The sequence below is a fragment of the Thauera aromatica K172 genome, assembly GCF_003030465.1.
In the GTDB taxonomy this organism is placed as follows: domain Bacteria; phylum Pseudomonadota; class Gammaproteobacteria; order Burkholderiales; family Rhodocyclaceae; genus Thauera; species Thauera aromatica.
The window spans coordinates 2,013,601-2,026,417 of the sequence record NZ_CP028339.1; the positions used below are offsets into that span (position 1 = coordinate 2,013,601).

The following is a 12,817-nucleotide window of genomic DNA, read 5'->3' on the forward strand; positions in this document are numbered from 1 at the left end:
ACGGCGGGTTCGGGGAAGCGGCTCCTGCGCCCAATCCCCCGCTCCCGCCGCGGTGCAGCCGGTGCTTTTCGATGCCGTCCGTAATCCAACGACCAGCCGCCCCGTCCCGACCTTGCCATGCTGCGCAGCCTGACCATCCGTGATTTCGTCATCGTCGATCGACTCGAGCTCGAATTCGGTGCCGGTTTCGGCGCGCTCACCGGCGAGACCGGTGCCGGCAAATCGATACTGCTCGACGCGCTGGGGCTGGCACTCGGTGGGCGGGGCGACGCGACCATGGTGCGCGCCGGGTGCGAGCGCGCCGAGGTGGCGGCGGAGTTCGACGCGCCCGATGCCGAAGCGTTCACGTGCTGGCTGCAGGAGCAGGGGCTGGGCGCCGACGACGGCGGGCTGATCCTGCGCCGCACGATCGATGCCGGCGGTCGCAGCCGGGGGTGGATCAACGGCAGCACGGTGACGCTGGCGCAGTTGCGCGCAGCCGGCGAATGGCTCGCCGACATCCATGGCCAGCATGCCCACCATGCGCTGCTGCGCGCCGAGGCGCAGCGCGCCCTGCTCGATGCCCGTGCGAGTGCCGGGCCGCTCGCTGCCGAAGTGGCCGGCCTGCACCGCGAGTGGCAGCGACTGGCGCGCCTTCACCGCGAGGCCGAGGCCGATTCGGCCGGCTCGGCGCGCGAGCGCGAATTGCTCGGGTGGCAGCTGCGCGAGCTCGAAGAGCTCGCTTTCGACGCCGGCGAATGGGACGAGCTCAATGCTGAACACAGCCGCCTGGGCCATGCCGCCGGCCTGATCGAGGGGGCCGACGAAACGCTTGCCGCACTCGGCGAGGGCGATCTGGCGCTCTGTTCCAGCCTGCGTCACCTCGGCGGGCGGATCGCGGCGCTGGCCGGCTACGACCCCGGGCTCGGTGATGTGCGCGAACTCTTGACCGCCGCCGCGATTCAGGCCGACGAGGCCCTGCATGCGCTGCGTCGCTACCGTGATCGCCTCGAACTCGACCCCCTGCGCCTGCGCGCGGTCGAGGCGCGCATTGCCGCCGTGCTCGATACCGCACGGAAATACCGGGTCGCTCCGCACGAACTGCCCGAACTGCAGCGCCAGTGGCAGCTGCGGCTCGAGACGCTGGAGGCGACCGCGGACCCGGCGCGCCTGGCTGCGGCCGAGGCGGGCGCACGCCGCGCGTTCGAAGACGCCGCCGGCCGGCTGACCGCAGCGCGCCAGCCGGCGGCGCAGCGCCTGTCGGCGGAAATTACCGCGGCGATGCAGACATTGGCGATGGCCGGAGGGCGGTTCGAGGTTGCGCTGCGTCCTTGTGAACCCACTGCGCATGGTCTGGAGGTGGTGGAGTTCCAGGTCGCGGCCAACGCGGGCCAAGCTTTGCATGGCATGGCGAAAGTCGCCTCAGGGGGCGAACTGTCGCGGATCGGATTGGCGATTCAGGTCATGGTCAGCCGTGATTCGGCGGTGCCGACGCTCATCTTCGACGAGGTCGATGTCGGCATCGGCGGCCGGGTGGCGGAGATCGTCGGCACCCTGCTCGCACGCCTGGGGCGGGACCGCCAGGTATTGTGCGTGACGCATCTGCCCCAGGTCGCGGCCCGTGCCGACTGGCAGTGGCGCATCGCCAAGCTCGAGCGTGGCGGTGAAACGCTGAGCGAAGTCACGCCGCTCGATGCCGACGGCAGGATCGACGAAATCGCCCGCATGCTGGGCGGAGTGAAGATCACCGCGACGACCCGCGAACATGCTGCGGAAATGCTCGGGCGGGATGCCTCCGGCCGTGCTTGAACGCGCTTGCCGCCCGCGCCTGGTTCCTGCGCCTGGCGCTTTTCGCCGCGGGAGAGCTTGCTTACTCCGGTGAGGAGCGGCTTTCGGCGTCGGCGTCGCGGTGCGGGCAGTTCTCGCGCTTGCAGTCGGCATAGATGTAGAGCGCGTGCTCGCGGATCGCGAAGCCGCGCTCGGTGGCGATCTGGTTCTGCCGGCGCTCGATTTCGGGGTCGAAGAACTCCTCCACCTTGCCACACTGCATGCAGACGATGTGGTCGTGGTGCCCCCCCTTGTTGAGCTCGAAAACCGCCTTGCCCGACTCGAAGTAGTGGCGCTCGAGCAGCCCCGCCTGTTCGAACTGGGTCAGCACCCGGTAAACCGTGGCGAGGCCGATGTCCATGCCCTCGTTCATCAGGGTGCGATAAACGTCCTCGGCGGTGAGATGGCGCTGATCCGAGCTCTGGAAGAGGTCGAGGATCTTCAGGCGCGGATAGGTCGCCTTCAGACCGATGTTTTTCAGATTCTTGGAGTTGTCGGACATGGGAGCCTGTTGGGGAAAGGAGCGGCGGATGGCAGGGTCGGCATGAACGAGCGGGCCTCGCGAGACGTGGAACGCCCTGTAGTGCCACCGTATGTTATATTTTTTGCCCCTTTCTGAGAACTGCGACCACGTCGCGCCAGCCCCGATACCTTTCATGCCCTCCTATCTCGTCGCGGCGCTCGTCGCCGCCAGTGTGCTCGCCGGCTGCTCCTTCGATTCGATTGTCGGAGTGGTCGATCCGTACCGCATCGATGTCCGCCAGGGCAATTACGTCGACCAGGAAATGGTTTCCCAGCTTCGCCGCGGCATGACGCGCGACCAGGTACGCTTCGTCATGGGATCGCCGTTGGTCGTGGACATGTTCCGCGAAGATCGCTGGGAGTACGTCTATCGTTTCCGTCCCGGCCGCGGCGACGTCCAGCAGCGCGTGATCTCGGTGTTCTTCGTCGACGACCTGCTCGACCGGGTCGAAGGCGACGTGCAGCCGGCGGCTGCGGCCGGCAGCCGGGCCGATACCCCCGAGCGCAGCCGCGTGGTCGAGGTCGCGCCCGCCGCCGATCGCTGATTTCCGTACCGCTCGTGGTCTTGCCCGGGGCTGTCGCCGGGCTTCGCTTTTTGAGGATTAGAGTTTCATGGCTGACATTCGTGTAGCGATCACCGGAGCATCCGGCCGCATGGGCAGGATGCTGATCGAGGCCGCGCTGAAGGAAGAGGGCGTTATGCTCGCCGCCGCCTTCGATCGCCCGGGAACACCCTTTGTCGGCCGCGATGCCGGCGAGATGGCGGGCGTGGCGACCGGGGTGATGATCGGTGACGATGCCCGTGCAGCGATCGCAGCTGCCGACTGCGTGATCGATTTCACCCGTCCCGAAGGCACGCTCGCGCATCTGGCGCTCGCGCGCGAACTGGGGCGCGCGGTGGTGATCGGCACCACCGGCTTCGACGCCGCGGGCAAGGCGGCGATCGCCGAGGCCGCACGCGCGATCCCGGTCGTGTTCGCGCCCAACATGGCGGTCGGGGTCAATGCCGTGTTCCGGCTGCTCGAAGTCGCGGCGCGCATCCTGTCCGAAGGCTACGACGTCGAAGTCATCGAGGCACACCACCGTTTCAAGGTCGATGCGCCGTCCGGCACTGCCTTGCGGATGGGGGAAGTCGTTGCCCGCGAGCTCGGGCGCAGCCTCGAGGCGTGCGCGATTTACGGACGCGAGGGCCATACCGGCGAGCGCAAGGCCGATACCATCGGTTTTTCGACGATTCGCGGTGGCGACGTGGTGGGAGACCACACGGTGCTCTTCGCCGGTATCGGCGAGCGCATTGAAATCACCCACAAATCGGGAAGCCGCATGCCGTACGCGCTGGGCTCGATGCGCGCGGCGAAGTATCTCGCCGGGCGGCGTGAAGGTCTGTTCGACATGCAGGACGTTCTCGGCCTGCGCTGAGCGCGACATGGACGGGCACGCCGGCAGAAGGAGCGGGGAGGCGGGCGACCTTCCTGCTTCGATGGCGGGGGATGAGCCCGGCGACGAACTGCAGCGTGTGCGCCGGCATCTGGCGCTGATTTCGGCCAATACCGCCACCGCGGTCTGGGAGTTCGATCTGCGCAGCGGTACGCTGCAGCTCGACGAGCGCTGGTGCGGGCGCCTCGGTTACCGCGCGGAGCGGCTCCGTGCGGCGCTCGCGGACTGGCCGGCGCTCGTTCAGGCGGACGACCGCCGGGCCATGCAGGCCCGCCTGCGCGCGCACCTGCGCGGCGAATCCGCGGAGTTCCACATCGAGCTCCGGGTACGGAGCGCGGCCGGTGCCTGGCATTGGGTCGAGGCGCGGGGCGCGGCCGCAGACCGCGCAGCCGACGGCCGCTGGTGCAGCGTGCTGGGCACGGTCCGCGACATCACCGGGCGCAAGGTGCGCGAACTGGAACTGCTTGAAGCCAAGGAAGCGGCCGAAGCGGCGAGCCGGGCGAAAGGCGATTTCCTCGCCAACATGAGCCATGAGATCCGCACGCCGATGAACGGCATCATCGGAATGACCGAGCTGCTGCTCGATTCGGACCTCGGCGGCGAACAGCGCGAATATCTACGCACGGTGAAATCCTCGGCCGAGGCCTTGCTCACCATCCTCAACGACATCCTCGATTTTTCCCGCGTCGAGGCGGGCCGGCTCGAACTCGAGCACATCGATTTCGCCGTCGGCGCGCTGCTCGCGGAAACATGCCGTACCCTGGCCTTGCGCGCCGCCCAGAAAGGCGTCGAGCTGTTCTTCGAGATCGGTGCCGAGGTGCCGGCGGTGCTGTGCGGCGACCCCACCCGGCTGCGCCAGATCCTGCTCAACCTGGTCGGCAATGCGGTCAAATTCACCGATCGCGGGGAAATCGAAGTCACCCTCGAGCGCCTCGGCGCCACCGTGCATCCCGCGCTGCTGCGGTTTTCGGTGCGCGATACCGGCTGCGGAATTCCCGCGGAAAAGCTCGGCGGCATCTTCGACGCCTTTTCCCAGGCCGACACCTCGGTCACGCGGAAATACGGCGGCACCGGGCTCGGGCTGGCCATTTCGCGTCGTCTCGTCGAGCGGATGGAGGGCACTCTCGAAGTCGACAGCGCACCGGGAAAGGGAAGCGTTTTCAGCTTCACGCTGCCGTTCGAGGGAGTGGCCGAGCTGCGCTCCGGAGGCGGGGACGTGTTGTGCGGGGCGCGCGTGCTGGTCGCGGCGCGCAATCCCGCCTTCGGCGAATGCCTCGGCCGGATCATGCGCCGCCGGGGGATGCGTCCCCTGGTCGCGGTCGGCGCTGAGGCCGTGCTGGCCGCCCTCGGTGGCGCGTGCGACGGCCGCGACCCCTTCGACTTCCTCGTCATGGACGCGGAGCTCCCCGAGCCGGCCGGCTTCGCCCTGGCGCAGCGCTTTGCCGAAGCCGACCCGCGGCACGACCGCCTGGTGATGATGCTGTCCAGCCATTCGCAGCGCAATGACGCGGCGCGCTGCGACCAGCTGGGGCTGCCGTTCCGCCTTGTCAAACCGTTTTCCGGCGACGACCTGTTCGATGCACTGAGCATGGCGCGCAGCGGCGCCATGGCGGGCGCGCTGGGGGATGAGGCGCTGGCGCCGGCGTTCGATCCGTCCTTCTCCGGATTGGCTGCGGCCGGCGCGGAGGCGGGCGATCGCACGCTCGACATCCTCGTTGCCGAAGACAACCCGGTCAATCAGATGGTCGCGGTGCGGATGCTCGAGCGTGCCGGGCATCGGGTCACGCTTGCCGCCAACGGCGAAGAGGCGCTGGAGGCGATCGATCGGCGACGTTTCGATCTCGTGCTGATGGATGTGCAGATGCCGGTGATGGGCGGTATCGAGGCTACCCGGGCAATCCGCGCCCGTGAGGCGCGGCGCAGCTGGGTGGCGCAGGGCGCGTGGACGCCGGTGCCGATCATCGCGATGACCGCGCATGCGATGGAGGGCGACCGCGAGCGCTGTCTCGATGCGGGCATGGACGATTACCTTTCCAAACCGGTTCGCCCCCAGGCCCTGTTTGCCGCGATCGAGCGGGTGCACCGGCGCCTGGTCGGCACGGATGGGGAGGAGGACGGCTCCGACGCCCTCGATCGACCCGAATGCGGTGACGACGAGCGCGGCTGCATCGTCTGCCTGGATGAGACGCGCGCGATGTTTGACGGCGACGAGGCCGTGGTGCAACAGCTGCTCGCCGTCTTCCTGCGCGATGCCGGGCGGACGGTGAGCGAGCTGCAGCGGGCTGCGGCCGGACTGGATTACGCCCGCCTCGGCGAGCTCGCACATGCCCTCAAGGGCTCGCTCGGGCTGTTCGCCGCGACCCGCTCGGTCGATGCGGCGCAGCGCCTCGAGGAACTGGCACGGGCCGGCGACCCTGCTGCCGCGACGCTCCAGGCCCGGGTCCTGATCGATGAGATCGGACTGCTGACCCGGGCCGTGTGCGGCGAGGCGGCGGCTCTCGCGCAGGCTGCGTGCGGGGCTGCGGAGAACGGCGGCCGGGGAGCTGCGCAGTGACGGGGGCCGTGCGCCCCTGCTTGCTCGCGCGGGCCTCTGCCGGGCGGGCGAATTTGCCTTCAAACGCCCGAAAATATACAATTCTGCGGTTTATACAGCGGGATCGGCCCAGAGGCTCGTCCCGCTTTTTTGCACATGCCGGGCAGGGATCGAACTTCCTGCCCCCAGATTTTCAAGCTGAATCCAGGAGTTTCTCGTGAGTGCATTCCCGTCCGCCCTCCTTGCGCTTGCCGACGGAACGGTGTTTCACGGCAAGGGTATCGGCGCGGTTGGCAGCACGGTCGGCGAGGTCGTGTTCAATACCTCGATGTCGGGGTATCAGGAAATCCTGACCGACCCGAGCTATTGCCGCCAGATCGTTACGCTGACCTATCCGCATATCGGCAACACCGGCGTCAATGCCGAGGACGTCGAGTCCTTCAAGGTGCACGCGGCCGGCCTCATCATTCGCGATTTGCCGATCCTGCCGTCCAACTTCCGCATGAGCCAGCGCCTCGACGCCTATCTGCAGGCCGCGGGGGTGGTTGCGATCGCCGGGCTCGATACCCGCAAGCTCACCCGCGTGCTGCGCGAAAAAGGCGCCCAGGCCGGCTGCATCGTTACTGCCGGCGCGGGCGAGACGCTCAGCGCCGAAGCCGCCGTCGCCCAGGCGCGCACCTTCCCCGGCCTCGCCGGGATGGACCTCGCCAAGGTTGTCAGCGTCAGCGAACGCTACGACTGGAAGCAGGGCGAGTGGGCGTTGGAGGGCGGCTACACCGATCGTGCCGATGGCCGCTTCCATGTCGTCGCCTACGACTACGGTGTCAAGTACAACATCCTGCGCATGCTCGTCGAGCGCGGCTGCCGTCTCACCGTGGTGCCGGCGCAGACGCCGGCGGCCGAAGTGCTGGCGCTCAATCCGGATGGGGTGTTCCTGTCCAACGGCCCGGGCGACCCCGAACCCTGCGACTACGCGATCGCCGCCATCCGCGAGATCGTCGCCACGCGCACGCCGACCTTCGGCATCTGCCTCGGTCACCAGCTGCTGGCCCTGGCCTCGGGGGCGAAGACCATGAAGATGGCCACCGGCCACCATGGCGCCAACCACCCGGTGAAGGATCTGGACAGCGGCAAGGTGCTGATCACCAGCCAGAACCATGGCTTCGCGGTCGACCCCTCGACGATGCCGGCGAACCTGCGCGTCACCCACGTGTCGCTGTTCGACGGCACCAACCAGGGGCTGGAGCGGACCGACGTCCCGGCGTTCTCCTTCCAGGGCCATCCGGAAGCGAGCCCGGGCCCGCACGACGTCGCCTACCTCTTCGACCGTTTCATCGGTTTGATGCAAGCCGCCGCGTAACACGGCATCCGGCGGGTCCGTCCCGCCGTCCCCCGTTTTCGATGCGCGCGCATCCGGCGCCGCATCAAGGAATCATCGAGGCAAGACAATGCCGAAACGTACCGACATAAAGAGCATCCTGATCATCGGCGCCGGCCCGATCATCATCGGCCAGGCCTGCGAGTTCGACTATTCCGGCGCCCAGGCCTGCAAGGCCCTGCGCGAGGAAGGCTACAAGGTCATCCTGGTGAACTCGAACCCGGCGACGATCATGACCGACCCGGAAACGGCCGACGTCACCTATATCGAACCGATCACCTGGCAGGTGGTCGAGCGCATCATCGAGAAGGAGCGTCCGGACGCGATCCTGCCGACCATGGGCGGGCAGACCGCGCTCAACTGCGCGCTCGACCTCGGTCGCAACGGGGTGCTGGCGAAGTACGGCGTGGAACTGATCGGCGCCTCCGAAGAGGCGATCGACAAGGCCGAGGACCGCCTCAAGTTCAAGGACGCGATGACCAGGATCGGCCTCGGTTCGGCGCGTTCGGGCATCGCCCACAGCATGGAAGAGGCGCTGCAGGTGCAGGGCGGCATCGGCTTCCCGGTGATCATCCGCCCGAGCTTCACCCTCGGCGGCACCGGCGGCGGCATCGCCTACAACATGGAAGAGTTCCACGAGATCTGCAAGCGCGGTCTCGAGGCCAGCCCGACCAACGAGCTGCTGATCGAGGAGTCGCTGCTCGGCTGGAAGGAATACGAGATGGAAGTCGTGCGCGACCACGCCGACAACTGCATCATCGTGTGCTCGATCGAGAACCTCGACCCGATGGGCGTGCATACCGGCGACTCGATCACCGTCGCTCCGGCGCAGACCCTGACCGACAAGGAATACCAGATCCTGCGCAACGCCTCGATCGCGGTGCTGCGCGAAATCGGCGTCGACACCGGCGGCTCGAACGTGCAGTTCGCCATCAATCCCAAGGACGGTCGCATGATCGTCATCGAGATGAACCCGCGCGTGTCGCGCTCCTCGGCGCTGGCGTCGAAAGCCACCGGCTTCCCGATCGCCAAGGTCGCGGCCAAGCTCGCCGTCGGCTATACCCTGGACGAACTCAAGAACGACATCACCGGCGGCGCCACCCCGGCTTCGTTCGAGCCCTCGATCGACTACGTCGTCACCAAGATTCCGCGCTTCGCCTTCGAGAAGTTCCCCCAGGCCAACGACCGCCTGACCACGCAGATGAAGTCGGTGGGCGAAGTCATGGCGATGGGGCGCAGCTTCCAGGAATCCTTCCAGAAAGCCCTGCGCGGCCTCGAAGTCGGCGTCTACGGCCTGGACGAGGTCGAAGCCGACCGCGAGGATCTGGAGCACGAACTCGCCAATCCGGGGGCGCAGCGCATCTGGTACGTCGGCCAGGCCTTCCGCGAAGGCATGAGCCAGGAGCAGGTGTTCGCCCTGTCCAAGATCGACCCCTGGTTCCTCGCCCAGATCGAGGACATCGTGCTCACCGAAAAAGCGCTCGCCGGCCGTTCGCTGAAGGCGCTGCAGGCGGGCGAGCTGCGCGAGCTCAAGCGCAAGGGCTTCTCCGATCGCCGCCTGGCCAAGCTGCTCGGCACCGATGAAACCGCGGTGCGCCTCCACCGCCATGCACTCGGCGTGCGCCCGGTGTTCAAGCGGGTGGACACCTGCGCCGCGGAATTCGCCACCTCCACCGCCTACATGTATTCATCCTACGAGGACGAGTGCGAGGCGCGCCCGACCGACCGGAAGAAGATCATGGTGCTCGGCGGCGGTCCGAACCGCATCGGCCAGGGCATCGAGTTCGACTACTGCTGCGTGCATGCCGCGCTCGCCCTGCGCGAGGACGGCTATGAAACGATCATGGTCAACTGCAACCCGGAGACCGTGTCCACCGACTACGACACTTCCGACCGCCTGTACTTCGAGCCGATCACGCTCGAAGACCTGCTCGAGATCGTCCATATCGAACAGCCGGTCGGCGTCATTGTCCAGTTCGGCGGCCAGACTCCGCTCAAGCGCGCCCAGGCGCTCGCCGACAACGGCGTGCCGATCATCGGCACCAGCCCGGACATGATCGATGCGGCCGAAGACCGTGAGCGCTTCCAGAAGCTGCTCAACGATCTCGGCCTCAGGCAGCCGCCCAACCGCACCGCGCGCACGCCGGAAGCGGCAGTCCGGCTCGCCGCCGAAATCGGCTACCCGCTGGTGGTGCGCCCGAGCTACGTGCTCGGCGGGCGGGCGATGGAAATCGTCCACGAACAGAAGGATCTCGAGCGCTACATGCGCGAAGCGGTCAAGGTTTCCAACGAGTCGCCGGTGCTGCTCGACCGCTTCCTCAACGACGCCACCGAAGTCGACGTCGATGCGATCTCCGACGGCAAGCAGGTCATGATCGGCGGCATCATGGAACACATCGAGCAGGCCGGCGTGCATTCGGGCGACTCGGCCTGCTCGCTGCCGCCCTACACCTTGTCGGCGAAGCTGCAGGACGAGCTGCGCCGGCAGACGGTGGCGATGGCGCGTGCGCTCGAAGTCGTCGGCCTGATGAACGTCCAGTTCGCGATCCAGGGCGAGGGCGACAACGCCGTGGTGTACGTGCTGGAGGTGAACCCGCGCGCCTCGCGCACCGTGCCTTTCGTCTCCAAGGCCTGCTCGCTGCCGCTGGCCAAGATCGCCGCGCGCTGCATGGCCGGCCAGAGCCTCGCCAGCCAGGGCGTCAGCGGCGAGGTCGTGCCGCCGTACTACTCGGTCAAGGAAGCGGTGTTCCCCTTCGTCAAGTTCCCCGGCGTGGATACCATCCTCGGGCCGGAAATGAAGTCCACCGGCGAAGTCATGGGCGTCGGCCGCAGTTTTGCCGAAGCTTTCGTCAAGAGCCAGATCGGCGCCGGAGTGCGGCTGCCGACGTCCGGCGCGGTGTTCATCAGCGTCAAGCAAAGCGACAAGCCGGTGGCGGTCGAAGTGGCGAAGGAACTCCACGACCTCGGCTTCGCCCTGGTCGCCACGCGCGGCACAGCGTCGGCGATCGAGGCGGCGGGAATCCCGGTGACGGTGGTCAACAAGGTCAATGAAGGCCGCCCGCACGTCGTCGACATGATCAAGAACGAGGAAATCGCCCTTGTGATCAACACCGTCGAGGAAAAGCGCCAGGCGGTGACCGACTCGCGCTCGATCCGTACCAGCGCGCTGGCCGCCAAGCTGTCGGTCTTCACCACCATCGAAGGCGCGCGTGCCGCGTGCATGGGCATGCGCCATCTGGCCGGCAGCATCGAAGTCTATTCCGTGCAGGAGCTGCACGCCGAACTCAATCAGACCGCATGAACAAGACTCCGCTTACCGTGGCCGGCGCCGAGAAGCTGCGCGCCGAACTCCACCGCCTGAAGACCGTCGAGCGTCCGAACGTGATCGCTGCGATCGCCGAGGCACGCTCGCATGGCGACCTCTCGGAAAACGCCGAATACGAGGCCGCCAAGGACCGCCAGGGCTTCATCGAAGGCCGCATCATGGAGGTCGAGGCCAAGCTCGCCAACGCCCAGATCATCGACCCGAAACTGCTCGATGCCGACGGCCGCTGCGTGTTCGGCGCTACCGTCGAACTCGAGGATCTCGATTCCGGACAGATCGTGACCTACCAGATCGTCGGCGACGATGAAGCCGACATCAAGGACAGCAAGATTTCGATCAGCTCGCCGATCGCCCGCGCGCTGATCGGCAAGTACGCCGGCGATATCGCCGAAGTACAGGCGCCGGGAGGCGTGCGCGAGTACGAAGTGATCGACGTCCGTTACCTCTGATCAGATGCCGAGGCGGTCTCTGCGGAGGCAGTCTCTGCGGCGATGATCGCGCGTGCGCTGCCGGCCGCTTCCGCCGCCCCTGCTGTGCGGGCGGCGGGCATGAAAAAGGCGGTGCGCTGCACCGCCTTGCCGTTGGGTACCGATCGGCGCTGACGCAGTGCTTCAGCGACCGCGCGAACCGGTGCCTCGTCCGCGTGGCGCCGGGCTGCGTGCAGGCGAGCGGCGCGATTCGGTGCTGGCCTTGGCGAGCGCAGCGCGGCGTGCGGCGGCGGCGAACGCGGCTGCGGATTTGGCGGTGGCAGCGCGCACCGGCTTCTTCTCCTGCGCGGCGGCGGGCTTGTCCTCTTCGCGGCGTGCGCGCCAGACGATCAGGATATTGCCGATGTGCTGCACCGGGCTGGCATCGAGGGTGGCGCACAGCTCTTCCATCAGGGCGTCGCGCTGCTCGCGCTCGGTGCCCTGGACCTTGATCTTGATGAGTTCGTGCGCCTGCAGCGAGCGTTCGATCTCGGCCACGACGTTGGGGGCGAGGCCGTTGCCCGCGATGGTGACCACGGGGTTCAGGTGATGGGCGCGTGCGCGCAGATCTCGGCGCTGTGCCGGGGTGAGCTCGGTCATTGAAATTCTCTGGGTGCTTGACTTCCTTGGGACCCGGATTCTACCCCGAGTGCGTGCCCCGTGCCCGCGCCGGAACTGCGGACGAACGGATGAAGAAGAACAAGACCAGTCGTGCCTGGGTGCACGATCACCTCAACGATCCTTACGTGCAGCGCGCACAGGCCGAAGGCTACCGCGCGCGTGCCGCGTACAAGCTGATCGAGATCGATGACCGCGACCGGCTCCTGAGGCCGGGAGCGGTAGCGGTCGATCTTGGCGCGGCCCCCGGCTCCTGGTGCCAGGTCGCGGTCAAGCGCTGCGCCCCGAACGGACGGGTGTTCGCGCTTGACCTGTTGCCGATGGAAGCGGTCGCCGGGGTCGACTTCCTGCTCGGCGACTTCACCGAAGAGGCCGTGCTCGAAGCCCTCGAGGCCCGCCTCGAGGGGGCGCAGGTCGATGTCGTGCTGTCGGACATGGCGCCGAACCTGTCCGGCGTCGCGGCCGTGGACCAGGCGCGCTCGATCCACCTGTGCGAGCTTGCGCTCGACTTCGCCCGTCGCCACCTGAGGCCGGGCGGTCATTTTCTCGTCAAGGTGTTCCAGGGCGAGGGTTTCATGGCCTATCGCAAGCAGATGGAAGCGGCTTTCGCCAGCGTCCAGGTGCGCAAGCCGAAGGCTTCGCGCGATCGCAGTGCCGAAGTCTATCTGCTGGGCAAGGGGCCGCGCCCGTTCTGAGTGCTCGGGCGGGCGAACGATTGCCTTTCCCAATCG

General features: G+C 67.4%; 10 protein-coding genes. 8 read left to right on the forward strand and 2 right to left on the reverse strand.

Going from position 1 to position 12,817, the window contains the following annotated elements:
- The first annotated feature begins 117 nt into the window (after positions 1–117).
- Positions 118–1,788 (forward strand): DNA repair protein RecN, encoded by a 1,671-nt coding sequence (gene recN, locus Tharo_RS09525; RefSeq protein ID WP_107220970.1) that lies wholly within the window; start codon positions 118–120, stop codon positions 1,786–1,788.
- A 61-nt stretch (positions 1,789–1,849) separates the two neighbouring features.
- On the opposite strand, the gene fur is transcribed toward recN, so the two are convergent.
- Positions 1,850–2,308, reverse strand: a complete 459-nt coding sequence (gene fur / locus Tharo_RS09530) for a ferric iron uptake transcriptional regulator (RefSeq protein ID WP_107220971.1) — start codon at positions 2,306–2,308, stop codon at positions 1,850–1,852.
- Positions 2,309–2,462: 154 nt separating this feature from the next.
- On the opposite strand from fur, the gene Tharo_RS09535 reads away from it, so the two are divergent.
- From Tharo_RS09535 to greA, 6 genes are all read left to right on the forward strand, one after another.
- Complete coding sequence (locus Tharo_RS09535; RefSeq protein WP_107220972.1) at positions 2,463–2,873, forward strand: outer membrane protein assembly factor BamE; 411 nt, start codon at positions 2,463–2,465, stop codon at positions 2,871–2,873.
- Between the two features lie 67 nt (positions 2,874–2,940).
- A complete protein-coding gene (gene dapB / locus Tharo_RS09540; protein ID WP_107220973.1) occupies positions 2,941–3,747 on the forward strand; it encodes a 4-hydroxy-tetrahydrodipicolinate reductase in 807 nt (268 codons plus the stop codon).
- 7 nt (positions 3,748–3,754) lie between these two features.
- Complete coding sequence (locus Tharo_RS09545) at positions 3,755–6,319, forward strand: response regulator (protein WP_245880868.1); 2,565 nt, start codon at positions 3,755–3,757, stop codon at positions 6,317–6,319.
- Between the two features lie 196 nt (positions 6,320–6,515).
- Complete coding sequence (gene carA, locus Tharo_RS09550) at positions 6,516–7,658, forward strand: glutamine-hydrolyzing carbamoyl-phosphate synthase small subunit (RefSeq protein WP_107220975.1); 1,143 nt, start codon at positions 6,516–6,518, stop codon at positions 7,656–7,658.
- Between the two features lie 88 nt (positions 7,659–7,746).
- A complete protein-coding gene (carB, locus tag Tharo_RS09555; protein ID WP_107220976.1) occupies positions 7,747–10,977 on the forward strand; it encodes a carbamoyl-phosphate synthase large subunit in 3,231 nt (1,076 codons plus the stop codon).
- Positions 10,974–11,450 (forward strand): transcription elongation factor GreA, encoded by a 477-nt coding sequence (greA, locus tag Tharo_RS09560; RefSeq protein WP_107220977.1) that lies wholly within the window; start codon positions 10,974–10,976, stop codon positions 11,448–11,450. Before carB ends, greA begins: the two co-directional genes overlap by 4 nt.
- A 162-nt stretch (positions 11,451–11,612) precedes the next feature.
- Here greA and yhbY read toward each other — a convergent pair whose 3' ends face one another.
- A complete protein-coding gene (gene yhbY / locus Tharo_RS09565; protein WP_107220978.1) occupies positions 11,613–12,068 on the reverse strand; it encodes a ribosome assembly RNA-binding protein YhbY in 456 nt (151 codons plus the stop codon).
- An 89-nt stretch (positions 12,069–12,157) separates the two neighbouring features.
- On the opposite strand from yhbY, the gene Tharo_RS09570 reads away from it, so the two are divergent.
- Entirely contained in the window at positions 12,158–12,781 is a 624-nt protein-coding gene (locus Tharo_RS09570; protein ID WP_107220979.1) for an RlmE family RNA methyltransferase, read from the forward strand.
- The last annotated feature ends 36 nt before the right edge of the window (positions 12,782–12,817 follow it).